The sequence below is a fragment of the Dictyoglomus sp. GBS genome (assembly GCF_055179815.1).
Genome location: NZ_CM143687.1, coordinates 1,470,187 through 1,495,736 on the forward strand (window position 1 = coordinate 1,470,187; position 25,550 = coordinate 1,495,736).

The window sequence follows — 25,550 nt, forward strand, 5'->3', positions numbered from 1 at the left end:
ATAATTACTCTATCAAAAACCAATAAATTTTTTAAAAGAGGAAATTCAATTTGGAAAAGACTACCATAACAAAAGAAATAGAAATCTTAAGAGAAAAACTTATACGTATGGGGAGCATTGTAGAGAAAATGCTCCATCAAACTATTGATTCAATAAGAAGAAGAGATCTAAAATTAGCCCAAGAAGTAATTGAAAAAGATAAATTGGTAGATGACTATAACTGGGACATAGAAAATCAATGTATTAGTATACTATCTAATTACCAACCTGTGTCAAAAGATTTAAGAATTATAACCTCTACAATGAAAATTGTAAAAGATTTAGAAAGAATTGGTGATTACTCTGTTGATATTGCTAAATATGTTTCAAGTCTCCTTGAATATTCCTTTGAATTACCTATTTCCGATATTATATCCTTAGCCTCTTTCGTTGAGCAGATGACAAGAGAGACAATAAGAACATATTCTAAGCCAGATTTAAACAAACTAGAAAGATTATCAACATACTACAACCTTGTAAATCAAAAGTATCAGGAAACATCAGATGAATTGTTAGGTGAAATTTATAAAAATCCTATACTTACCCAACAAATTATCCAATTAATAATGATCTCTCGTTATTTAGAACGTATTGCTGATCATGTAACAAATATAATAGAGCTTATATTCTATATAGAGACTGGAGAAAGAAAAGAATTACATGGATGAAAAATAATGGAATACGTATTAGATGAAAACTCCTTATCTATAGAGGACTTTGTAGATATTGTTAAGAAGAGATATATAATAACTCTTTCTGAAACTCTTTCTCAAAAAGTTAATCAATCTAATAATCTTCTAAATATATATATTAGACATTTTGACTCAATATTTAAAGATGAGAAATTTAATAAAATCTTCTCTAGTTCTTATTTAAATAAGGAGGAAAAAAGATCTATTATTATCACATTAATATACACTGCATCCAATGGAAATTCAGGCATAAGCTATAAAACCATAAAAGAGATTATAACTAAAATTGGTAGATTAGAAGATATAGACATTCCAGAAACTTCTTTAAGTCCAATAAATATGCCTCCATATGGCTATATTTTATCCCACTTAGATACCTCAGATGTGGAAAGAAGAATAATTCTAAAAAGTAAGGGTTATTATATAGCTATCTTAGCTCTTTTATATTATAGATTAGAGATTATTAGAAAAATTCTATCGGTAATCTTTGTCCTATATTATAGAACAGTGAAATTTCAAAACCCTTATATTGATCCCTATATTTTAGCTTCAAATCCTCATTTATCCTTGATTAAATTAGGAGAGAATATAAATATCCTAACAAAAAAGGAAAATGATAGATCTTTATTGGATTTAAATTCTATTGAAATTTCTTTTCACAAACTCTGTCATCTTTATGATTTGTCCTACAAACTAAAAGAGATATTAAATATCGAATTAAACTCTTCCCAATTCCCTATAATTTTTAATATAGACAAAGAAAATTATGTTTTAAATCCTTTAAACACAACGGAAAAATATTTATTAACTATTTACTTGGAAAATATTACTAAAAATATTGTTGAGATTTTGTCTACCCTTTTTCCATCCTCAAAATATAAATTATTCACAATAAAAAACTCTAAAAATTATGAGAGCAGTATACTATATTTTAAAGAAACCATTCGTATAACAGAAGAGATTTTAAGTAAAATACTATTAGAACTTTTAAAAATAAATAATTTACAAACTGAACTAAAAAATCTTTTAATAAATTTCCTGAAAGAATTTAAAATAAAAACTCAAGAAGAACTAACATTATCCCTTGAAAATCTAATCTCCTTTTTAGAGAATCAAATAGAAGAACTATACTAATTTAATTGTTTCTTTTATAACTCTAACAATCTTATCAATTTCCCACATACCCATATTGATTACCATATGATATAATTCTGGGTCATTCCAATCTACATTATAAAACCTATATAGATATTCTTGAGCAGCCCTATCCTTTTCAGAGATGTATTTTAAGGCTTCCTCCTTTGAAAAACCCTTTTTCTTCATTATATTCTCAATTCTAAATTCTAAAGGAGCTATTACTCTTAGATGTAAAGTGTGGGGAATATTCCTAAGAAGAATTTGTCCACCTCTTCCCACAATTACCACATTATCCCAATCCACCAACTTTTTAATTACTGCTTGTGTAAAGGCCAAAGAATTTTCTTCATCAAAAGTTTTTGTGGTAATAACGGTTCTACCTGTTTCATCTTTTTCTTTAACGGTTATCTTACCTAAGGGGGTCTTTCTGTTAAAAAGCTGTTCAAAAAAGCTTTTTATTTTATAATTATCTTCATTGTAATCTATAACTTCAGCCTCGCTTAATCCAGAAGCAACAGCTATCTCTGTCATTAGGAGCTTATCAAAATACCTATATCTAAGTTCCTGTGATAACTTTTCTGCTAACTCATCTCCCATACTTCCTATCTGTCTTGATATGGTAATAATAGCCACAAAAACACCTCCCCCTAAAATGCTTAAAGTTTATATCCTATTTTTCTAAGAAATTCCTTTCTATGTTTCATATCTTCCTCTCCTTCAATTCCCTTTGGTTTCACACCATCAATTACTCCTAAAACCCCTCTACCTATTCCGTCATCTGCAACTATTACTCTAAGAGAGTTAGCTGTAGCAGCAAAAATATTTACAACTTCTGGCACATGTTTTATAGCATTTAAAACATTTATAGGATAAAAATTCTTTATAAATATTATAAAAGTATGGCCAGCAGCTATTTTTTGCATATTCTTTATGGCTAATTCCTCCATTTCTTGATCAGTACCTATATGCCTTATAAGGGCAGGACCCGAAGCCTCACAAAAAGCAATACCAAACTTTGCAAAAGGTACACTATTTACAATTGCCTCATATAAATCCTCTACAGTCTTTATAAAATGCGTCTGACCAAGTATCAAGTTAACATCTTCAGGTTTCTCAATCTCCACAATTTGAATCTCCATATTTTCAACCCCTCCTATTCTAATTCTTTAAAAAAAAAGGGGAGGAATTTTCCTCCCCTTTTATTAACTTCATTTTGCTTTAACTTCTTCGGTTATCTTTTCAAACTCTACTTGATTCTTTTCTTGATCATACTTAACCCTTATCTTATCTCCTTCTTGGATTGTACCATCTAACATGGCTTTAGCAAGCTTAGTTTCAATTTCATTCCTTATCTTTCTCTTAAGTTCTCTTGCTCCAAATTCTGGACTATATCCTATTTCAGCTAAAAATTCTATTACTGAATCGTCAAACATAAGATCTACATTCTGAGCTTTTGCTGTTCTTCTTACTCTTTCCAGTTGTAATTTCACAATATCCTTTATCTGCTCTTTAGTAAGAGCATGGAATACAATTATCTCGTCAATTCTATTGAGAAATTCAGGCCTAAAGTATTTCTTTAATATTTCCATAAGCTTTTCTTTCAATTGTTCATATGAAAGCTTATCCTTTCCGGTAGCACTTAAATTAGCCTGAATAATATCAGAACCAATATTACTTGTCATAATTACTATGGTATTTGTGAAATCTACAACCCTACCTTTTCCATCTGTAAGTCTACCAGCATCGAATACTTGTAAGAGAATGTTATGCACGTCTGGATGAGCCTTTTCTATTTCATCCAAAAGTATCACGCTATAAGGTCTACGACGAACTCTTTCTGTTAATTGGCCACCCTCTTCATATCCTACATATCCTGGTGGTGCACCAATTAGTCTTGATACAGTATGTCTCTCCATATACTCACTCATGTCAATCCTTATAATAGCATCTTCATCACCAAACACCGCCCATGCTAATGCTTTTGCTAATTCAGTCTTTCCTACTCCTGTAGGACCAAGGAACAAGAATGAAGCTATAGGCCTATTCTTTTCTCTTAATCCTGCCCTTGCCAATCTTATAGCATCACTTACAGCTTTTATAGCTTCGTCTTGACCAACTACTCTTTCATGTAATTTTTCTTCAAGTCTTAATAATCTTTCTTTTTCGTCTACAGTAAGTTCTGTTACTGGAATACCAGTTAATGAGGAGACTATCTCTGCTACATGTTTGGCTCTAACTTCTGGTACCTCAGAAGCTCTTTCTTTCTGCCAAGCTTCAGTTTTTTCTTGAAGCTCTTTTTCAAGTTTTTGAATTTGTTCCTCTAATTCTTTAGCTCTATCATATTGTTTTCTTGATGTAGCATATTCCTGCTCTCTCTTTAGAGATTGTATCTTAGACTCTAATTCCTGAATTTCAGCCGGTCTTGAAGTAAGCATAATTCTTACTCTTGCAGCTGCTTGATCTATAAGATCAATAGCTTTATCTGGTAAGTACCTGTTAGTTATATATTTATCCGATAGCTCAGCTGCTGCAATTATTGCTTCATCTGTTATCTTTACCTTATGATGGGCCTCAAATCTATCTCTAAGCCCTCTTAAAATCATAATTGTTTGTTCTACAGTTGGCTCAGCTATAAAGATAGGCTGGAATCTTCTTTCCAAAGCAGCATCCTTCTCTATATATTTTTGATATTCATTTAAAGTGGTTGCGCCAATTAAATGCAATTCACCTCTTGCAAGAGCAGGTTTAAAGGCATTAGCTATATCTAAGTTACCTTCTCCAGCAGCTCCTGCACCAACTATAGTATGAATTTCATCTATAAAGATAATTAAGTTGTCTTGATTAGCAATTATTTCATCAAGAATCTGCTTTACTCTTTCCTCTAATTCTCCTCTATACTTAGTACCAGCAACTATTGAGTTGATATTTAATTCTACTAATCTCTTATCTCTTAATACTTCTGGTACTTCGCCCTTAACAATTCTTTGTGCCAATCCTTCCACTATTGCTGTCTTTCCAACTCCAGGCTCTCCTATTAAAACAGGATTGTTTTTCTTTCTTCTTGCAAGTACTTCAATAACTGTCTCTATTTCTTTAGCTCTACCAATTACTGGATCAAGTTTTCCTTGTCTTGCTAGCTCTGTAAGATCACGAGAATATTTATCTAAGGTAGGAGTATTAGTTCTTCTTCTTGTTTTTGCCTCCTCTTTACCTCTACCAACAACTTTAATTGTAGCTTGTCTTAAAGCCTGAGGAGATAATCCATATTTTCTTAAAACAGTAGAGGCAAATCCCTCCTCTTCTTCGGCAAGTCCAATTAATAGATGCTCAGGACCTATATAATTATGTTCTAAATCCCTTGCAGCCATAAACGCTCTCTCTAAGGCACTCTTAAGCCTTGGAGAGATATCTACTTCTACTTCTTCTCCTTCAGGCTTGAAGCTACCCTTAGGAGCATTATTTTCTATATATATCTTTATGTCCTGAGGAGAAAGTTTAAATTGTTTTAGTATTTCACCTACCACATCGTTATCAAGAAGAACATATAGCAAATGTTCTGTTCCTACTTGATTTTTCCCAAAATCTACAGCCTTTTTAGCTGCCTCCTGTAGCAAATTCTTTGAAACCTCACTCAAATAGTCTCCTATATCAATAGCCTCTCTTTCTCTTTCAGGGTATCTTCCAAAAGGAGAGCCAAATTCATCTCCAAAAAAGTCTCTAAAAAGATCTCCAAAGAATAACGATTCTAAAGGAGAATAACTTCTTTCTTGTCTCCTTATTTTGCTATAACACTCTTCACAAATATCTAAGACACGCCTTTGACCATTTTTGATAGTATACACCCTTACAGTAGCAGGGTTTTGACTACAAATATCACATAATTTTCTACCCATACATTTCACCTCCTTTTTATTATATCAAATTTCACAAATTAATGTTCTATATATTAAAACTGTATATATATTACATCTACATATTGTTTTTGTCAACATATTTGAAAGAATAATTTAAAAATTTTATAATCAAAAGAAATGCTAACATCTGGAGGGAAAAGTATAATGTTAAGATTTTTGGAATCTGCAATAAATATAGCCAAAAAGTCTGGAGATTTCATAGTTTCTCATTTAGAAGATGAGAAAATTATAGAATTAAAAGGAATTTCTAATCTGGTTACTTCCATAGATAAAGAATCTGAGAAATTAATTATAAAATGTTTAGAAGAAAATTTTCCAGATCATTCCATATTAAGTGAAGAAAGGGGATTTTTGCAAAAAAAATCTGATTATACATGGATCATAGATCCATTGGATGGCACCACAAATTATGCCCATAGATTTCCTTTCTTTGGAGTAAGCATTGCTCTTAAATATAATGAAGAAATAATATTGGGAGTTATATATGATCCCATAAGAAAAGAATTATTTTTCGCCTTAAAAAATGAAGGGGCTTATTTGAATGATAAAAAAGTAGCAGTATCAAAAACTAAGAATATTGCAGATGCACTAATAAGTACAGGCATGCCATATGAACTAACCCTAGATGAAAAAAATTTCTTACCTTTTATTAATTTATCTTCAAGAACACATGGAATAAGAAGAGCAGGATCTGCAGCATTAGAGATTGCTTATGTGGCCTGCGGAAGATTAGATGGCTTTTGGGCAAGAAAACTAAAACCATGGGACATTGCAGCAGGAATAATTTTAGTAAAGGAGGCAGGAGGAAAAGTGACTGATTTTAACGGTAATGATATACAATTAGATGATGATACTTTTTTAGCATCTAATGGACTTATTCATGATAATATGCTAGAGATCATAAAATTGGAAAGGATAGTGATTAAGAAATGAAGATTTTTCCATTTATACATTTTATTAATTCTCTTCTTCATATTTTTTCTCTTTCTTATCTTATTGGATCACCTACTTTTTTAGTTATTTTAGCATTAAAAGAAAAGTTCAATAGAGAGGAATTTTTAAAAGTTATTAACAAATATATTTATTTTTCTTCCTTTTTCTATCTTCTTTTCTTTATTACTAATCTAAACTTCTTACTTATTGATAATACCTTTTCTTACTTTTTCAAGAAAAATCCATATGTTAAAATTCTAATAGAAGTCTATGTACCATTTGTAATTGGAACTATACTTATGAGTTTGCATCTTTATAGTAAGACATCTAAACTTTTAAAAGTCAAACTTCCAATACTTATACAAAAAGAATGGAGAAAGATTCAAATAGATCTTGTTGTTATAGTAGAGTTTTTCTTGGTTATAATAATTATTGAGGCATTAATTTTCTACTTAATTTATATAATACCTTAAAAGGTGCGCCCGTAGCTCAAAGGGATAGAGCATCGGTCTCCGAAGCCGGTGGTTGGAGGTTCAAATCCTCTCGGGCGCACCAATAATTATCAATAAACAATAAATTTCACACGAGTTTCCCAACTTTGATTTGGTCCTAAATTTATATGATAAAAATGTACAAAATCACTTCCTTGATATACTCTTTCAAACCCCTCTTCTGATAAAGATACAGTCTCAATAGGATATCTATAAACTTTTGTTTCCATATCAAGATAACAGTCTAAATTTATTCCAATACCAGAACTTATACCCCATCTATTTATACTCTCAACTCCCATAGAATTAAGAGGAGCCTTCTCATTTTTTGTAGAAAAATAATAAAAATCAGGATGATTAGGTGCCAAGAAATTTAAATTTATCTCCCATGAGAAATTCAAACTAATATTTTCATCTTTCAAATTTATAATTCGATAATATACTTCAATTTCATTCCTATCCTTAGGAATTAGAAAAATCTTGTATAATTCAAAATCTGAAAATCCCTTTTTAAAGGAACAAAGGAATCTATTATTTTCTTCCTTTATATCATAGTCAAATTTCTCATAGAAAGTATCGATTATTAAATTTTCGTTATCTTTTAGTAATAAATCTATAGCTGGTTCTTTCTCATAAAATTTTTCAATAAAAGATACCCTTCTGTGTCTATCATAAAATAATACTTGATCTAATCCTTTCTCTTTAGCTGTCCATCTTTCATGAATACTTTTTCCTAATACATATTCTTCTATTTTATGAAGCTTCTCATGATAAGCTTCTCTTCTACGGGTAAGAACATTAGTAAGATTAAAAGACTTATTTTTAAAATCCCATTCTATTAATGATCCTCCATAAGAGGGTGAAAAATAAAGATTAAAAACAGAAGATTCAATGATAATCTCATCTTTACCGTCACAATCAAAGTCAAAAATATTATACTTGAAATCCCCATCAACAAAATTTTCTGCTTTAATTAAATGTTCATAAATAGCAGATCTTAAATGTGGAAGATAAAGTCCACCAAAAATTCCATGCCAATACGCATCATTCGCTTGCCCTTGCCAAAGTTCCTCTAAGGCTTTATTTTTTAACTCATCATTATTCGATAAATCAATTTTTTTCCTCACATACAACATCTTCTTTTGCATATGATTTGATTCGTCATATTTGCTGAGAAAATTTCTCCAAAAACCCCCTTTAATAAATGGTGCATATATTTCCCATGTACCTTCATTCTTAAGTTTTTCTGCTAATCTCTCTAAATTTAATTGTGCATCTGGAAACAGAACCCATTCCATCATTTCTCTGTAGGAGGCTGTAGGTAAGTAAATTCTCCCTTTAGGGGGATATTTTTTCATGTACTCATATAAATTAACAGGTGTTATTAATAAAAAATTTTCCTCCAATTTCTCGAAAAACCTTTCAAGCCATTTTTCTTCATACACTAAATTATATGTATCAGGCCAAAGCCCAAATTTTTCTCCATCATCAAAAAGAAGAGCTATTCTATCTCCCTCTACTGTTGCATACTTATCCAAATATTCTACTGTCTCTTGAGGATCTGCAAAAGGAATTAGATATCTCAATTTCATACTAATTGGAAAAACAGCTAATTTATACCCTTCTTCTTCCATTAAGTAATAACCAAAAAGGTCATCTTCATTTAATCCAACTGATAGAAAATGAGCATCATCTACAATCACATACTCAATACCAGCCTCTGCTATAAATTTAACAAGATGAGGTTCCCAAACTCTTTCTGCAAGCCACATTCCTTTTGGCCTTTGCCCAAATTTATTATAGATATAATCATTTAGTTTTTTTATCTGCAAAATTTTATCTTTATCAGGTATTATGGGTAATATAGGTTCATAAAAACCACCGCTTAATATCTCAACTTGTTCCCTTTCTGATAAAGCCTTAAGAATCTGAAAATACTCTGGATGATTATTCTCCAACCAAAGCAATAAATATCCTGAAAAGTGGACATTGAAAGGAAATTTTGGATAGTTATAAAAAAATTCAATAAGAGGCTTATAACACATTTGATATGCTCTTTCAATTACAAAGTCAAAGTTTCCTACAGGTTGATGATTATGCAGTCCTAAAGAAAAATATATCTTTTTTTGCATCCTCTACCTCCTTTCAAAGATTCTATAATTTAAGGACAAGAATAAAGAGTCTTTATCTTCTAATTTTTTCAATGTCCTATAATCTTCAATAGATAATTTATCCTCATTTAAAAAATTAGATAGATCCTTAAAATTGTTATAGTGTTCATAAAATCTATTAAAACCATATTCTTTGGCTTGTCCTGTGGTAATTAAAAATGGCCAATCACTACTTTCAAGGAGTAATTTCTCTCTTCCCATTTGATTTAGTACCTTTTCCTTCCATAATGGAACTTTCTGTTCTTTTACACTTGAAACAATCTCTTCCATAAATTCCTCTATTTCATAAATTTTTTCCCATAATTTATAAGTTTCCTCATTAAGCCACACTTCATGTTTTCCACCTCTTCCCCATGATGATTCAGGAAGATCAATTCTTTCTTCTGGCTCAAATTTTTCTAATGCTAAGCTTGCGTTTATACTTTTAACCCTTTTACTTTCATTTAGAAGCTCAAACACTCTCTCAATAAACATGAGTCCCTCAAACCACCAATGTCCAAATAGTTCAGTATCATACATTGCAGTCACAATTCCCTCTTCTTTTATCTCATTTTCTAAAATACTTACGAAATGTTCAGCATGTTCATAAACTCTACCTTTGGCTAACAATGGATCATAAACATCTTTTTCCCCTAATCCCTTGGTTTTATCTGTTATTCTCCAGTACTGAATACCTGAAGTATCTGCTTTTTTGTGAAATTCTCTATAAACTCCATCTCCAGGATATCCCCATTCTGCAGACCAAACTTGCATACTCGTCTTACTATCTCTTCCAAAAACAACCACATTACTATCGGATACTAAATATGGTTTATAAATACTTCTTTCAGTATTTTTAATCTCTACTTCTTTCTTTTTAAAATAAGGATAATCCGAAGGTTCTCCACCAAGGATTGTATGGGTATCAACAAAGAAATACTTAATATCAAAATTCTCTAAAAATTTTTCAATCCCAGGCTTATAGGCACATTCAGGAAGCCAAATACCCTTAGGAGGTCTGTTAAACTTTCTCAAATATGTCTCTTTACCAATATAAAGCTGAGCGTATATAGATGAATTCTTTTTTAAAAGAGGCAAATATGCATGAGTTGCAGATGAGGTTATTATATCAAGATATCCTTCCCTCTGAAGATTACCCCAATATCCAAGAATATTATATGATATTTTATTCTTAAAAAAATCTAAAATCTCTTCAAAATACTCAATATAAAATTTTGCAACTTCTGATTCTTCCTTATTCTCCCTCTCAAATAAAACATAATCTTTTTGGGCCATTTCTAACTTATTGTTTATATATTTCTCAGTTTCATAAATCATATAAGAATCCATCATCATCTCAGATAGAACTGGAGTAACACCTATGGTTAAATGCCATTCAATACCCTTATCAATTAATCTATCAAAACATATGGAAAGGGGTATATAGGTTTCCAACATAGCCTCAAAGAACCATTCCTCTCCAAAAGGCCATCTTCCAGCCTTTTTAACATAGGGAAGATGGGAATGAAGCACCAAATTAAAATATCTCTCTACCATATTAATCCTCCTTATTAACACATGTTAATAATTATATATAAAGGAAGGGGGAATTTGGTTCCCCCTTCCTTAACATCCCTAATACCCCTTTCCTTAATAATCCTTAAATTATAGCCATCTGAGTAACAGGATCAAAAAGATGCATCTTTCTTAGATCAAACATCACTTTTACATTTTCACCCATCCTTGCCCTTGTTTCTGCACTAACTCTTGCTACCACACTTACAGGTCCATTTAATAAATATAAATATACTTCAGTTCCCATAGGTTCTAAAACTTCTACTTTTAGATCTGCTACAGCTTCTGGTATTAGATCTTCTGTTTTCATAAGAGCCACCTCATATATATGCTCTGGCCTTACTCCCAAAATAACCTTTTTGCCCAGATAGTTTTTGGCATGTTCTGCCACAAAAGATTGCATATCAGAAGGAATTCCTAATTTGAAACTTCCAAGATTAAGAACTTTAGCATCTTCAGAAAGAGTTGCATCAATGAAATTCATTGGGGGACTACCTATGAAACCAGCTACAAATACATTATTGGGTTTTTCGTAGACTGTTAAAGGATCATCTACTTGTTGAACCACTCCATCTTTCATAACTACAATTCTATCGCCCATTGTCATTGCCTCTGTTTGATCATGAGTCACATATATTGTAGTGACCCCAAGAGTTCTTTGAAGTTTCTTAAGCTCAGCCCTCATTTGTACTCTTAACTTTGCATCTAAGTTAGATAAAGGCTCGTCCATAAGGAAAACCTTAGGTTCACGAACAATTGCACGACCTAAAGCAACACGCTGTCTTTGACCACCGGAAAGTTCTTTGGGTTTTCTCTTTAGCAGATTCTCAATACCTAACATCTCAGCAGCTGCTTTAACTCTTCTGTCAATTTCACTCTTTGGATATTTTCTAAGTTTTAGACCAAAAGCCATATTATCATAAACAGTCATGTGAGGATAAAGAGCATAGTTCTGAAATACCATTGCTATATCTCTATCTTTGGGGGGTACATCATTAACTATTCTTCCATCAATATAGATGTTTCCAGATGTTATCTCCTCTAATCCAGCAATCATTCTTAATGTAGTTGTTTTACCACAACCAGATGGTCCAACAAGAACAATAAACTCTTTATCCTTGATATCAAGAGACACATTATTAACAGCTATAACATCACCAAATTTTTTTGTTACATTTTCCAATTTTACCTCTGCCATCGCTTCTACCTCCTTAGAGTTCTTAATGATTCATGTTTTAAAGAGCACAAAGAATACTGTGTTTTAATTATATGTACCACCTCCAAGTATTATATATTGAAGCGTAGGGTAGGTAACGCGGGTATTCAAAAGTGGTGCGCCCGAAGGGATTCGAACCCCCGACACGCGGTTTAGGAAACCGCTGCTCTGTCCTACTGAGCTACGGGCGCTTAGGAGTTCGAAAGGTAAAAAAGAATTAAAAAATCTATAAAAAAGATAAAAACCCTTTCTTATCAAATTCCTCTTTATTCTCCCCATTATATGGTGCGGACGGAGGGAATCGAACCCCCGACGCAGGGATTTTCAGTCCCTCGCTCTACCGACTGAGCTACGTCCGCACTCTTGGATAAATTATATCAAATAAACTTATTAAAGACAAGGGTTTATATCTATTTGTTATTTATTGGAATAATTAATTTTTGTCCTACCACTAAATAATTAGGATCTTTTAATTTATTTATTTTGGCCAACTCTTGCCAACTTATTCCATATTTTTGAGCAATTCCAATAATAGTATCTCCTACCTTAACTTCATATATAATCTGGGATGGATTTTGTATTTCTGGTTGTGAAGATTCTTTTTCTTTAGTGCTTGATTGAGAGGATGTAGAAGTTACGGTCTTCTGAGCTGTCATTGTATAGGTTTGAGTATTTGTTACATTTGTTAACGTGTATGTTGGAGTATATACAGAACTTACTGTATTACTCTTTATAGATGTATAAATTGGTCTTTTTTCAAGAGAAAATAGTTGACTCGTTAAAAAGAGAATTAATAAAAAACTTATACTATAAATTAACAGCTCTCTTAAAAATTTTTTCATATATTTTTTCTCCTATTAATTTATAAATTGGTAACAAGCTCAATAAAATAACAAAAACAAGATCTTTTAGATCTAAAATCTCTATATTAAAAAATCTTATTCCCCAAGGTGTATATAGTACTAAAAGCTGGATAATAATTGAAAATGTTATAGCTAAACTTAAATATTTATTTGAGAATAACTCTCCAAAAATCTTTTCTCTTCTCCTTAATGAAAGGCTCAAGGCTTGGAAAATCTGTGAAAAAACAAGACCAGAAAAAGCCATAGTCCTTGCAAAATTTAAGCTTTTAGCTAACCCAATATTAAATAATATTAATGAAGAGATCCCTATAAAAATTCCATCAATAACTATCTTTCTCCATAATTCTTTATTAATAATACCTTCTTCTATTCTTCTTGGCTTTCTCATCATAATATCTTTTTCATAGGGTTCTATTCCTAAAGCTAAGGCTGGAAATCCATCAGTTATCAGATTAATCCAAAGAAGCTCTAAAGGTGTCAAGGGTAAAGGTAAACCTAAAAATATACTCATACTTACCACAAAAATCTCACTTAGATTACACGAAAGTAAATAATATGTCACTTTTTTTATGTTATCAAATATTCTTCTTCCTTCTTTAACAGCCTTTACAATTGTAGCAAAACTATCATCAAGAAGGACAAGGTCTGATGCTCCTCTAGCCACATCGGTTCCTCTCAACCCCATACTCACCCCAATATCTGCCATTTTTAATGCAGGGGCATCGTTTACACCATCTCCTGTCATTGCAACTATTTCTCCTCTTTCCTTTAACTCCTTTACGATATCCATCTTATGTTCTGGTAAGACTCTTGAAAAAATAACTACATTGTCCCAAGATATATTATTTAAACCAAGTCTATTTATATCTTCCCCTGTATAATATAAACTATTTTCCACATCCATTCCAAGATCTTCTGCTATCTTTTTGGCTGTTAAAAGATAATCGCCTGTTACAATTATAGGACGAATGCCTGCCTTTTTACATTCTTCAATAGCCTCCTTTACCCCCTCTCGAAGAGGATCCATAAATCCCAAAAGACCTAAAAAAACAAGATCCTTTTCCCAATTATCTTTGTCTATTAAATCTTTAAAGGTTCTCTTTGCTACAGCTAAAACCCTTAAACCTTGTTTGGCCAACTCATCCTGAGCCTCTAAAAATTCCTTTTTCTTTTCTTCTGTTAATTCTATTTCTTCACCATTTAGATAATAAAACTTACTTTTTCTTAAAATTTCCTCACCAGCTCCTTTTACCGCAAGAAAATATAAATCATCTAATTTATAAAGAACACTTACTCTTTTCCTTTGAGAATTAAATGGAATTTCATCTACTTTTTCGCAATAATTTAATGGATAAAGCTTCGAATAATGATTATATATTGCCACATCTAATGGGTCACCTATAAGACTACCATCATCTTTTTTCTTTACATCGCTTGCTAAAACAGCAGTAAAAAGCAACTCCTTTATATAATCTTTTTCCTTTACAAAATCTTCTTTTTTAATTATTTTTCCATCTGGTAAAATTACAGAGACAAGATCCATCTTGTTTTCTGTTAAAGTACCTGTCTTATCAGTACAAATAATAGATGTGGCTCCTAAAGCTTCAACAGCAGAAAGTCTCCTCACAATAGCTTTGTTTCTTGCCATCTCTTGTACACCTAATGCAAGAAGAATAGTAATAACTGTAGGAAGACCTTCAGGAATAGCTGCAACTGCTAAACTTACAGACGTAAAAAACATTTCAAAGGCATTTCTTCTTTGAATAACTCCTATAATAAAAACTAAAAATATGATGGCAAGAATTACATAAGTTAACTGTTTTCCAAGTTTCTCTAATTCTTTCTGAAGAGGAGTTTTTTCTTCTTCTATCTCAGATAGCATACGAGCAATATTTCCAAGTGCTGTATTTAAACCTGTTCCTATTACAACACCCTTTCCTTTACCAGAAACTACAGTGGTTCCCTTAAAGCCCATATTAAGTTGATCCCCTAAAGCCATGTCATTATCCGCTATAAAATCTGCATTCTTTGTCACTGCCACCGATTCACCGGTTAAAATAGACTCATCAACTTGAAGATTTGAAGTTTCAATCCATCTAACATCTGCAGGTATTTTCTCTCCTTCTTCTACAAGAACTATATCACCTGTTACTAAGTCCTCTATGTTAATTTCTTTAATCTTACCATCCCTTATAACTTTTACTTTAGGAGTTATATAAGATTTTAAAGAAGCAAGAGTCTGTTCAGCTTTAAACTCTTGAAAAGCACCTAAAAAAGCATTTATAAGCACAATAATCAAAATAGCTATCGCATCCTTTGTCTCTCCTAAAACAAAAGAAATAAAGGTAGCAATAAGAAGTACAATAGTAAGAAATTCCTTAAACTGTCTTAATAAGATACTTATAAAACTCTCAGGTGGTTTTTCAGGAATAGTATTTTTACCATACTTCTCTAACCTTTTTCTTGCTTCTTCCTCAGACAGTCCCGCATTAAGATTCACCTCTAATTTCTTTAATACTTCCTCCTTAGACATTTTATACCACATGAGCATTCCTCCATATATAATTCAAATGTTAAATATCTACATTAAAAAAATATTTTTTCCATCCTTCGTTTTTTTCTTCCTCTAAATATTTAGCTAATCTAAAATAATAAACATGTTTAGGAGCTTTAGGCTCCTTCAAAAGTCTCATATTAGCCTCTTCAAGAGTCCTATCTCCCTTCTTATGATTACATTCCTTACATGCAGTTACCAAATTTTCCCAAACAGATTTTCCACCAAGCCTTTTAGGTACTACATGATCTATTGTTAACTCTCCTCCTTTTTTACCACAATATTGACATGTATAATTATCTCTCAAAAATATCCCTTTTCTTGAAAGCTTGAGTTCTAATCTTGGTCTTTTTACATAGTAAAGTAGCCTAATCACAGATGGTATCTCAAGTTCTAAAGTTGCACTTCTTACGACGCCACCATTTGTTTCAAGAGTCTCTGCCTTCTCTTGTAAAATAAGACTAATTGCCCTCTTAACTCTACATACGTCCAAGGGTTCATAATTACTATTTAATACCAATACCATTTCATTCAAAAGTTCTTCCATGAAAAGTCACCATTTAGATTATATCATAACTTGTTTAGTAAGCACCCTTTCCCAAAAAAACAGCAGGAATAGTTTTAAGAATTATCTTTATATCTAAAAGAAGACTCCAATTTTGTATGTAATAAAGATCCAATGCTATTCTTCTTGCATAACCCAAATTGCTTCTACCACTAACCTGCCAAAGACCTGTTAAACCAGGCTTTACTCTAAGGACTTCATCTTTATATTCACCATACTTTTCCAGCTCCTTAAAGGTTACAGGCCTTGGGCCCACAATACTCATTTCTCCTTTCAAAATATTAAAAATCTGTGGAATCTCATCTAAACTAAACTTTCTCAAAAATTTACCTATACGTGTTATCCTTGGATCTTTTTTAAGCTTAAATTCTTTTTCAAATTCCTTCTTTAGCTCTGGATATTTATCTAAAATCTTATCTGCCTCCTTATACATTGTCCTAAATTTCCACAAATAGAATGGCTTACCATATCTACCTACTCTCAGATGCTTATAAAAGATAGGACCCTCTGAATCCAACTTTATAAGAATAGCAATTATTATAAAAAGTGGAGAAAATACAATTAGCCCTATAGTTCCTAATACTATATCTATAATCTCTTTTATATAACCTTGAAATCCTTCTAAATTAGAAATTTCAAGCTCCATAATTGGGATACCACTAATTTCATCAAAAGATATCCTCTTGCTAAAAAAGAGATAACTTTCCGGCACCATTTTTATATAAACTCCTTTTTTTCTTTTCAAAGATACAAGTCTCAAGATCTCCCCATTATTTAGCCTTTTAGCCACTAATATCTCATTAATACCTTTTTGAGAAACTAATTCCTCAATATTACCTACTATCCTCAATCACATCTATAACATTATAATTTAAATAAGGATTTTGCTCCCAAAAAGATTTAATTACTTCTGATATTTCATTTCTCCCTACTATAATTACTTTATTAGAAATTTTGCCTATAGTAGACATCTTTAAAAGAAAAAGAATTATCCTTGTAAAAAAGGTTAATATTATTGCCACTCCCCAAGTTAATATAAAAACTAACCTCGAATAAAAAAAATCACGATAAAAGAAAGACAAAGAAGAAACCAAAAAGGTACCTATAGTAATAGCACTAAATACTTGTTGAAAAGATAAAAAATTCTTAGATCTATAGACCTTATATATAATTAAAAGTAAAACCCAAGCAACAAATAAAATTAAGTTAAGGGTAAAATAATATGGAAAAAATTGAGGAATTTCGTTTCTTTCTACATAAAAATATGGAATCTTACTTAACAGGTTAAAACGAACAAAATAAGCCAAAGGTAAAGAAAAACTTAATGTTATTAAATCTAATATTACAAGTATAAGTAAAAATAAAGCTTCTCTTCTTTCTTTCTCCATACTTGATAAATCTCCCTTTTTGGATTATAAAAAGATTTATAGAAAATGTCAAAAGGGAGGGAATTATGAGAAAGATTATAATAATATCTCTATCCTTTATCATCTTGTTTTCCTTAACTTATGCGTATGAATGGGGTAAAATGGAAATTTCAACAGAGGTAAATTCTTCATATGGCCAAGACTTTAATATCTCTTTTGAAAGATGGTGGAGTGACAATTTGGGTTTAGGGTCCTCTATTTTATACAACACTCTAAATAAGGAAATAAACTATCATCTTTTTATCCAATCCCCACATTTAAAGATAGTATCAGGTCTTTTTTATCCATCTTTGAACCTTTTTACAAATAATTTAAGATTGAATGGCTATCAATTAAGTTTATATTTAGGAAATAATGAGATTTTTTATCTATCTGGAAAAGGAAGTAAAACATTTGAGGATCTACCTTCATTAACCCATTTAGAACCAAATATACCCTTAAAAATTTTAGGATGGAGTACCACGTTTTCCAATAATAATTATCTTACCCTTTTTATTTTATCTCTAAATAAAAATAATACCGAAAATTATATGGCAGACATCTTATTTGTAAGAAAAATTCATCTTCCTCTTGGATTTCTATTACTAGCTCAGGAGACAAATTTATACCTTAAAGATTCAAATTTAAATTTTAGTGTTTTATTTAATGGAGAAATAAATATTGGAAGTTTAGGAATAAGAGGATTCATAGGATATTTAAATGGAAACACTCTTTCTTTGTCTTCCTTAGATGAAGGGGATTTAGGTTTTAAACTTTCATTAGCTTTACCATTAAGCAGTAAAATATTTCCAGAATATAGCATAGGCTATTTTTACAATACAAAAGACAATGAACACAAAATAGATCTGGGAATAAAAGCCCAATGGAATGTTACTAATAATTTAAATGTTGAAGGCTTAGTAAGATATCTTATCAATTTATCAGGAAAGAATTATATCTTTACTAAATTAGCCCTCAATTTTCCTGCCTTGGAAGGAGCTATGTGGAATAGCCTCTATATAAAACATGAATTGAAAGAAGATTCTGAAAATACAAGTCTTGGAATGAAAATTTCCTATCAGTTTTAAAAAGGGGGTAATTAAAAGATGAAAAAGATTCTAAATTTAGTACTAATTTTTTCTCTCTTTCTTTCCTTTGTATATACTCAAACTCCTGATTCTATTCTCAAAGAAATAGAGAATAAATGGAACTCAGCAAAAGATATAAGTATGAAAATGACAATGACGGTTTATTCTTATTCCAGCAAAGGAGAAAGCCTTCCCACAAAGATGTCGATGGAGATTAAGGCAATAAAAAACCCATCTATTTTAAGAATAGATTTTACAGAACCAGCACTTCTGGCTGGACAGATATTTTTGATTGATGCTGAAAAACAAATAACAAAAATGTATTCACCTTCCACTAAGCAAATTATTGAAGCTCCTTACACTGTAACCCAAACCTCTACTATTTCTTTTTCCTCTATTCCTATGATTGGCTCTAGTGAAGACTTTTCATTAAAGTTAGAGGAAGTTACTGAAAAAAATCAAAAATTATATAAGATTACAGGAATTCCTCAAAAACCAGAATTAAAAGCCAATTATTCATATTTAGAATTTTTTATAACAAAGGATTATATACCCTTAAGATTAAAGGTTTATGATGTACAAAATAGGCCATATATAGAAATATTGTGGTCAGAAGTAAAAATTAATTCAAATTTATCTCCTAACACTCTAAGAACATTACCTCAAGGCAAGATTATAAAACAAAAAGAGCCATTAAATATGACCACACCTATTCCCTTTATGTCGCCTTCAAAGTAATCTCATGAAGTGCTACTGAAAAAGCTCCATATAGACCTACATCTTCTCCAAGTTGGGCAGGGACAATTTCAACCATATCTACAGGAACCAAAAAGACTCTCTGCCCAACTATTTCTTTTATTTTAAGAATGACATCCTCTCCTGAAAGACCTACGCTTCCCCCAATTATTATCCTTTGAGGAGAAAGAATCGTGATAATATTACCTATCCCAATACCTAAATATTCCATTGCCTGATTCCAGATATATGTTGCTACCTTATCTCCTAACAACATAGCAGACCTTACATGTTTTGCAGTAATTTCTTCCTTCTTACTCCAATCTAAAAGTATAGTATCTTCCCCTCTTTCTATAGCCTCTTTAGCCCTCTTTGCTATAGCAGTTCCAGAGGCAAGAGCTTCTAAACATCCTTTATTACCACAATTACATAATGGGCCATCAGGTAGAATGGTCTGATGCCCTACTTCTCCAGCACTATCTCTCCTACCATGCAAAATTTTTCCATCTATAATAATTCCTCCCCCTATCCCTGTACTTACAGTCACATAAACTAAATCTTTTACTCCTTTTCCAGCCCCAAAATAATATTCTCCCAGACAAGCTGCGTTAGCATCATTATCCATATAAACAGGAATTTTGAAAGCTTCTTCCAAATCTTTTTTTAAAGGTACTCCATTCCATCCTGGAAGATTAGGAGGTGAATATATTTCTCCTTTAATTCTATCTAATGGACCTGCTGTTCCTATTCCTATGGCTATTACATCTGGAGTTAAAAACTTTTCTATATTTTCTACCATTTCTTCCAATATCTTTTGATAACCCCTCTCAGGTCTTGTTGGAAATACAACTTTCTCTTCCAAAATTCCTTCTTCCTTAAATCTTCCTAATGCAATCTTAGTCCCACCAATGTCTACAGCTATATACTTTCTCATTTTCTATCGTCACTCCTTCCATTCTAAGAAGCCATATTTTTAAATCTTTTCCAAAGGAGAAATTACCTATATTTCCATCCTTCCTAACAACCCTATGGCATGGGATCACAATCAAAAAAGGATTCATTCTTAATGCATTACCTACAGCTCTACTTAAATTTTTATTTCCTAATTCTATAGCAATACTTCCGTAATTTGTAATTCTTCCATAAGGTAAATTTCTAAGTAATTGGTATACTTTCACAAAAAATCCGGGAATATACTTCATATCAAGTTTGAGATCTTTAAAATCTACCATCTTACCAGAAAAATAATCTAAAAATAAATCCTTTCCTGGAAAATCCTTCTCAATTTCCTCTTTAAAACTAAAATATATTTTTGTAATGACTCCCTTTTCAAACTCTACTACTAAAAATTTATTATTATCTATTCTTAAAGCTCCTTTCACTCACTTCCTCCTTTAAATTCAAAATCCTTTTTAAAAATTGTCCTGTGTATGACCTATCATTCATAGCTACATCTTCAGGAGTACCCTCTGCTACAATCTCACCACCCCTATCTCCTCCTTCAGGACCTAAATCAATAATATAATCTGCTGTTTTTATCACATCCAGATTATGCTCTATAACAAGTACAGTATTTCCAGCATTCACTAATCGATGAAGCAGATTTAATAATTTTTCTACATCAGCAAAATGTAATCCTGTTGTTGGTTCATCTAAAATATAAAAAGTCCTACCTGTACTTTTTCTTGAAAGTTCTGCTGCAAGCTTGATTCTTTGAGCCTCTCCTCCTGAAAGAGTAGTAGCAGGCTGTCCCAATTTTATATATCCTAATCCAACATCATACAATGTTTCCAGCTTTCTTCGAATAGATGGAAAGTTTTCAAAGAATTCCAAGGCTTCTTCTACACTCATATCTAATACATCTGCAATATTTTTACCTTTATAATTTATTTCTAAGGTCTCACTATTATATCTTTTCCCTTTACATACTTCACATGGAACATAAATATCAGGTAAAAAGTGCATTTCTACTTTTACCATACCTTCCCCTTTGCACGCTTCGCATCTTCCACCCTTCACATTAAAGCTAAATCTTCCAGCTTTATATCCTCTCATTTTAGCCTCTGGTAATTGGGCAAAAAGTTCTCTTATTTCCGTAAAAACATTAGTATAGGTAGCTGGATTAGATCTCGGAGTTCTCCCTATAGGAGATTGATCAATGACAATAACCTTATCTATATATTCGGTACCTTTTATTTCCTCATAATACTCGCTTCTTACCTTCTTTCCATGTAATGCTTTCTGAAGAGCAGGATATATAATCTCTTCCACAAGAGTACTCTTTCCAGAGCCCGATACACCAGTAAGGCATACAAAGGCATTTAGTGGAATTTTAACATCTATATTTTTTAAGTTTCTTGCCTTAGCCCCTTTAATTTCTAACCATCTTCCACCTATATTCCTTCTCCTTACAGGAATAGGAATTTTTCTCTCACCCCTAAGATATTGGGCTGTTAAGGATTCAGGATGTTTTATTACCTCATTTAAAGGACCAGCAACAACAATTTGTCCCCCTTTTTCTCCAGCTCCTGGCCCTATATCTACAATAAAATCTGCGGATCTGATTATTTCTTCATCATGTTCTACAACGATTACTGTATTTCCAAGATCTCTAAGATTTTTTAGATTCTTTATTAATCTCTCATTATCTCTTGGATGTAATCCTATACTTGGTTCATCAAGGACATATATAACTCCTACAAGTCCTGACCCAATTTGAGTAGCAAGCCTAACTCTTTGAGATTCTCCTCCAGATAATGTAGATGCAGATCTATCAAGAGTTAAATAATCTACACCTACCTCTATTAAAAAATTTACCCTTTGAATTATCTCTTTCAATATGGGTGATGCAATAATTCTTTCTCTATCAGATAAGGAAAGATTCATAAGAAAATCCTTTAATTCCACAAGAGTTAAAGAAGAAACATCAGCTATATTTTTACTCCCTACAAATACTGATAGAGCTTCTTTCCTTAATCTCTTTCCCCCACATTCACTACAGGGGGAAAAAACCATAAATCTCTCATAGAAGTTTTTAACATCCTCAGATTCTGTCTCTTCATATCTTTTCATAAATATATTTATTAAACCCTCAAAATGTCTATATCCATAAATATCCCAGTCGGGAAAATTTACTTCTACCGCAAAAGGTACACCATATAAAAGAGATTTTAGTTGATTTTCTGTAAAAAATTTAAGGGGAGTATCAAGATTAAAACCAAGCCTCTTTCCAATATTGGCCAGTAGAATTTTATAATAAGGAGATATTTCCTTTCCCCAAGGGATAATTGCCCCTTCTGATATAGATTTTTCATAATCCAAAATCAAATCTGGATCAAATTCTTTTTTACCTCCAAGTCCAGAGCATACAGGACAAGCCCCATATGGACTATTAAAAGAGAAAAATCTTGGAGTTATCTCCCCAAAACTAAAACCACATATTGGACAAGCATAATTTTCACTGAAAATGTGTTCTTCCACTTTATCTCCCACATATTTTTCCACAATTAATAATCCTTCACTAAGTTTTAAGGCCAATTCTACCGAATCAGATAATCTTGTCTTTATATCAGGTTTCACTATTAATCTATCTATGATCACAGAAATATCATGTTTTTTATTCTTATCAAGTTCTATTTCATCTTCTAAGGAATAGAGCTCACCATCTATTTTTACTCTTAAAAATCCTTCTTTTCTTAAATTCTCCAATAACTTCTTATACTCTCCTTTTCTTCCCCTTACCACAGGAGAAAGGATTTGAATCCTTGTTCCCTCTTCCCAAGAAAGAATCTTTTCCACTATTTCCTGGGAGGTTTGGGCAGAGATTTCAATACCGCAATTGGGACAATGGGGTCTTCCAATATTAGCAAAAAGAAGTCTTAAATAATCATATATCTCGGTAACTGTACCTACCGTAGATCGAGGATTTTTTATCACTGTTTTTTGATCTATAGAGATAGCGGGTGAAAGACCTTCTATAATATCCACATCAGGCTTATTTAACTGTCCTAAAAACTGTCTTGCATAAGTAGAAAGAGATTCTACATATCTCCTTTGCCCCTCAGCATATATGGTATCAAAGGCAAGTGAAGATTTACCAGAGCCACTTATCCCGGTAAATACAATAAGTTTGTTTCTGGGGATATCTAAATTTATATTCTTTAAGTTATGCTCTCTTGCTCCCCTAATCTTTATATAATCACTCATAATTTTGTCTTTTTCTTTAATTCATTCTTTAATTCTTTTATTTGATCCCTTAAATATGCCGCTCTCTCAAAATCAAGTTCCGCAGCAGCAGAATACATCTCCTTTTCAAGCCGCTTTATAACCTCTCCTATCTCATCTATAGATAGATTTTTAGATACAGCTTTGTAATCTGCTTTTTTCTCACTAACTGCCTCAACAAAATCAAAAACTTCTTTCACAGATTTTTGAATACTTCTTGGAACTATTCCATGAGCTTTATTATATTCCATTTGAATTCTTCTTCTTCTCTCCGTCTCTTCAATAGCCCTTCTCATAGAATCGGTTATAGTATCTGCATACATAATTACTTTACCATTGACGTTTCTTGCTGCTCTTCCCATCACTTGAATAAGAGATCTTTCTGATCTTAAAAACCCTTCTCTGTCAGCATCTAAAATTGCTACCAATGAGACCTCGGGTAGATCTAACCCCTCCCTAAGAAGATTTATCCCTACTAGTACATCAAATTTTCCCAATCTCAGATCCTGTAAAATTCCTGTTCTTTCTAAGGTTTCTATTTCTGAATGCAGATAGGTTACTCTTATACCAAGATTAGATAGATATTCTGCCAGATCCTCAGCTGTTCTTTTTGTTAATGTAGTTACAAGAACCCTTTCTCCTCTTGAAACTGCCTCTTTTATCTTTGAAATTAAATGCTCAATCTGACCCTCCGTTGGATGTACCTCAATTTCAGGATCAAGTAATCCTGTAGGTCTGATAAGTTGCTCTACTATCTGTTCTGAAATACTAAGCTCAAAATCTGCAGGTGTTGCAGAAACAAAGATCACTTGTGGAACCCTTTCCCAAAATTCTTCAAAAGTCAAAGGACGATTATCATAAGCTGAAGGAAGTCTAAATCCATATTCTACTAAATTATCCTTTCTTGATTTGTCACCATGATACATAGCTCTAAGTTGAGGAATAGTTAGATGAGATTCATCAATAAATACTAAAAAATCCTCAGGAAAATAATCCAGAAGGGTATAAGGAGGATCACCAGGTTTTCTACCATCAAAATGTCTTGAATAATTTTCTATTCCCTTACAATAACCTACCTCTTTTAATAGTTCTAAATCATAAAGGGTTCTCGCTTCTAATCTTTTTGCTTCAAGAAACTTTCCTTGAGATCTAAGCTCCTCAAGCCTTTCTTCCAATTCTTTTCTAATAGATTCTATAGCCCTTTCTAGTTTCTCCGTAGGAGCAATATAATGGGTGGCAGGATAAATAAAGGTGCTTTTTAAATCACAATTTCTTTTACCACTTATGGGATCAACCTCTGATATTCTTTCTATGATATCACCCCAATATTCTACTCTAATCGCAGTTTCTCCTCCTATAGGAAATATCTCTACTAAGTCTCCCCTAACTCTAAACTTTCCTCTTGTAAATTCATAATCATTTCTTTCATATTGTAATTTTATAAGTTTTCTTAAAAGTACTTCCCGAGGTATCTCATCACCCTCTTTAATCATAAATATCATCTGTTCATAATCTTCAGGAGAGCCCAAACCATATATACAAGATACACTTGCAACCACAATAACATCTCTTCTTGAAAGAAGACTACTTGTAGTACTATGTCTTAACCTATCAATTCTATCGTTTATATCTGCATCCTTTTCTATATAAGTATCAGTTTGAGGAATATAGGCCTCAGGTTGATAATAGTCATAATAACTTACAAAATACTCTACAGCATTATATGGAAAAAATTCTTTAAACTCACTATATAGTTGGGCTGCAAGGGTCTTATTAGGAGCAATTACCAGAGTAGGTTTTTGTACATTAGCTATCACATTTGCCATAGTAAAAGTCTTACCTGAACCAGTAACCCCTATAAGGGTCTGGTATCTCAGGCCTCTTTTAACACCTTCGGTAAGCTTCTCTATAGCCTGAGGTTGATCTCCACAGGGTTTAAATTCAGATACTAGTATAAAACCATTCATA

At 32.0% G+C, this 25,550-nt stretch carries 21 protein-coding genes and 3 tRNA genes; 7 read left to right on the top strand and 17 right to left on the bottom strand.

The genetic code is table 11. The features are described from left to right. Positions 1 to 50: 50 nt before the first annotated feature. Positions 51 to 707: a phosphate signaling complex protein PhoU gene (gene phoU / locus ACY3IT_RS07420; protein WP_463082318.1), complete on the top strand. Its 657-nt coding sequence runs from the start codon at positions 51 to 53 to the stop codon at positions 705 to 707. 6 nt (positions 708 to 713) lie between these two features. Next, positions 714 to 1,865 carry a hypothetical protein gene (locus ACY3IT_RS07425; RefSeq protein ID WP_463082319.1) on the top strand — a complete coding sequence of 384 codons (1,152 nt, stop codon included), beginning with the start codon at positions 714 to 716 and terminating at the stop codon, positions 1,863 to 1,865. Here ACY3IT_RS07425 and ACY3IT_RS07430 read toward each other — a convergent pair. The 3 genes from ACY3IT_RS07430 to ACY3IT_RS07440 form a co-directional block, all read right to left on the bottom strand. Then, positions 1,857 to 2,501 carry a cytidylate kinase-like family protein gene (locus ACY3IT_RS07430; protein WP_463082320.1) on the bottom strand — a complete coding sequence of 215 codons (645 nt, stop codon included), beginning with the start codon at positions 2,499 to 2,501 and terminating at the stop codon, positions 1,857 to 1,859. The two genes, ACY3IT_RS07425 and ACY3IT_RS07430, sit on opposite strands and share 9 nt — an antisense overlap. Before the next feature lie 23 nt (positions 2,502 to 2,524). Further along, positions 2,525 to 3,007 carry an adenosine-specific kinase gene (locus ACY3IT_RS07435; protein WP_463082321.1) on the bottom strand — a complete coding sequence of 161 codons (483 nt, stop codon included), beginning with the start codon at positions 3,005 to 3,007 and terminating at the stop codon, positions 2,525 to 2,527. A gap of 69 nt (positions 3,008 to 3,076) precedes the next feature. Next, positions 3,077 to 5,761 (bottom strand): ATP-dependent Clp protease ATP-binding subunit, encoded by a 2,685-nt coding sequence (locus tag ACY3IT_RS07440; protein WP_463082322.1) that lies wholly within the window; start codon positions 5,759 to 5,761, stop codon positions 3,077 to 3,079. Positions 5,762 to 5,926: 165 nt separating this feature from the next. Between ACY3IT_RS07440 and ACY3IT_RS07445 the strand changes: the two genes are divergently transcribed. The 3 genes from ACY3IT_RS07445 (at position 5,927) to ACY3IT_RS07455 (ending at position 7,270) form a co-directional block, all read left to right on the top strand. Beyond that, positions 5,927 to 6,715: an inositol monophosphatase family protein gene (locus ACY3IT_RS07445; RefSeq protein ID WP_463082323.1), complete on the top strand. Its 789-nt coding sequence runs from the start codon at positions 5,927 to 5,929 to the stop codon at positions 6,713 to 6,715. Then, entirely contained in the window at positions 6,712 to 7,188 is a 477-nt protein-coding gene (locus tag ACY3IT_RS07450) for a hypothetical protein (protein WP_463082324.1), read from the top strand. Before ACY3IT_RS07445 ends, ACY3IT_RS07450 begins: the two co-directional genes overlap by 4 nt. A gap of 5 nt (positions 7,189 to 7,193) precedes the next feature. Continuing rightward, positions 7,194 to 7,270 (top strand) — tRNA-Arg (locus tag ACY3IT_RS07455). Between the two features lie 7 nt (positions 7,271 to 7,277). On the opposite strand, the gene ACY3IT_RS07460 is transcribed toward ACY3IT_RS07455, so the two are convergent. The 10 genes from ACY3IT_RS07460 to ACY3IT_RS07505 all read right to left on the bottom strand — a co-directional run bounded on the left by ACY3IT_RS07460 (position 7,278) and on the right by ACY3IT_RS07505 (position 17,517). Continuing rightward, positions 7,278 to 9,338 carry an alpha-amylase/4-alpha-glucanotransferase domain-containing protein gene (locus ACY3IT_RS07460; RefSeq protein WP_463082325.1) on the bottom strand — a complete coding sequence of 687 codons (2,061 nt, stop codon included), beginning with the start codon at positions 9,336 to 9,338 and terminating at the stop codon, positions 7,278 to 7,280. A gap of 3 nt (positions 9,339 to 9,341) precedes the next feature. Then, positions 9,342 to 10,913 (bottom strand): 1,4-alpha-glucan branching protein domain-containing protein, encoded by a 1,572-nt coding sequence (locus ACY3IT_RS07465; protein ID WP_463082326.1) that lies wholly within the window; start codon positions 10,911 to 10,913, stop codon positions 9,342 to 9,344. A 103-nt stretch (positions 10,914 to 11,016) separates the two neighbouring features. Next, entirely contained in the window at positions 11,017 to 12,129 is a 1,113-nt protein-coding gene (locus ACY3IT_RS07470) for an ABC transporter ATP-binding protein (protein ID WP_463082327.1), read from the bottom strand. Between the two features lie 132 nt (positions 12,130 to 12,261). Continuing rightward, positions 12,262 to 12,338 (bottom strand) — tRNA-Arg (locus ACY3IT_RS07475). A 92-nt stretch (positions 12,339 to 12,430) separates the two neighbouring features. Further along, positions 12,431 to 12,506: transfer RNA gene (locus ACY3IT_RS07480), tRNA-Phe, on the bottom strand. A gap of 51 nt (positions 12,507 to 12,557) precedes the next feature. Then, the gene (locus tag ACY3IT_RS07485; protein WP_463082328.1) at positions 12,558 to 12,989 is read right to left on the bottom strand and encodes a LysM peptidoglycan-binding domain-containing protein; all 432 of its coding nucleotides are present in this window, start codon (positions 12,987 to 12,989) and stop codon (positions 12,558 to 12,560) included. Continuing rightward, complete coding sequence (locus ACY3IT_RS07490; protein ID WP_463082329.1) at positions 12,955 to 15,555, bottom strand: calcium-translocating P-type ATPase, PMCA-type; 2,601 nt, start codon at positions 15,553 to 15,555, stop codon at positions 12,955 to 12,957. Before ACY3IT_RS07490 ends, ACY3IT_RS07485 begins: the two co-directional genes overlap by 35 nt. A gap of 28 nt (positions 15,556 to 15,583) precedes the next feature. After that, complete coding sequence (locus tag ACY3IT_RS07495) at positions 15,584 to 16,111, bottom strand: HNH endonuclease (protein WP_463082330.1); 528 nt, start codon at positions 16,109 to 16,111, stop codon at positions 15,584 to 15,586. Between the two features lie 34 nt (positions 16,112 to 16,145). Next, complete coding sequence (locus tag ACY3IT_RS07500) at positions 16,146 to 16,979, bottom strand: sugar transferase (protein WP_463082331.1); 834 nt, start codon at positions 16,977 to 16,979, stop codon at positions 16,146 to 16,148. After that, positions 16,963 to 17,517 carry a Rossmann-fold NAD(P)-binding domain-containing protein gene (locus tag ACY3IT_RS07505; RefSeq protein ID WP_463082332.1) on the bottom strand — a complete coding sequence of 185 codons (555 nt, stop codon included), beginning with the start codon at positions 17,515 to 17,517 and terminating at the stop codon, positions 16,963 to 16,965. Before ACY3IT_RS07505 ends, ACY3IT_RS07500 begins: the two co-directional genes overlap by 17 nt. Positions 17,518 to 17,582: 65 nt before the next feature. On the opposite strand from ACY3IT_RS07505, the gene ACY3IT_RS07510 reads away from it, so the two are divergent. Both ACY3IT_RS07510 and ACY3IT_RS07515 read left to right on the top strand, forming a co-directional pair. Then, positions 17,583 to 18,623, top strand: a complete 1,041-nt coding sequence (locus ACY3IT_RS07510; RefSeq protein WP_463082333.1) for a hypothetical protein — start codon at positions 17,583 to 17,585, stop codon at positions 18,621 to 18,623. Between the two features lie 18 nt (positions 18,624 to 18,641). Further along, the gene (locus ACY3IT_RS07515) at positions 18,642 to 19,361 is read left to right on the top strand and encodes a LolA family protein (protein WP_463082334.1); all 720 of its coding nucleotides are present in this window, start codon (positions 18,642 to 18,644) and stop codon (positions 19,359 to 19,361) included. Here ACY3IT_RS07515 and ACY3IT_RS07520 read toward each other — a convergent pair. From ACY3IT_RS07520 to uvrB, 4 genes are read right to left on the bottom strand one after another with little or no spacing between them, the layout of a single operon-like run. After that, on the bottom strand, positions 19,342 to 20,292 hold the full coding sequence (locus ACY3IT_RS07520; protein ID WP_463082335.1) for an ROK family protein: 951 nt from the start codon (positions 20,290 to 20,292) through the stop codon (positions 19,342 to 19,344). The genes ACY3IT_RS07515 and ACY3IT_RS07520 overlap by 20 nt on opposite strands. Further along, positions 20,255 to 20,740: a methylated-DNA--[protein]-cysteine S-methyltransferase gene (locus ACY3IT_RS07525; protein ID WP_463082336.1), complete on the bottom strand. Its 486-nt coding sequence runs from the start codon at positions 20,738 to 20,740 to the stop codon at positions 20,255 to 20,257. Before ACY3IT_RS07525 ends, ACY3IT_RS07520 begins: the two co-directional genes overlap by 38 nt. Continuing rightward, positions 20,715 to 23,564 carry an excinuclease ABC subunit UvrA gene (gene uvrA / locus ACY3IT_RS07530; protein WP_463082337.1) on the bottom strand — a complete coding sequence of 950 codons (2,850 nt, stop codon included), beginning with the start codon at positions 23,562 to 23,564 and terminating at the stop codon, positions 20,715 to 20,717. Before uvrA ends, ACY3IT_RS07525 begins: the two co-directional genes overlap by 26 nt. Next, entirely contained in the window at positions 23,561 to 25,549 is a 1,989-nt protein-coding gene (gene uvrB, locus ACY3IT_RS07535; RefSeq protein WP_463082338.1) for an excinuclease ABC subunit UvrB, read from the bottom strand. The genes uvrA and uvrB overlap by 4 nt, the downstream gene beginning before the upstream one ends. Position 25,550: the final 1 nt, after the last annotated feature.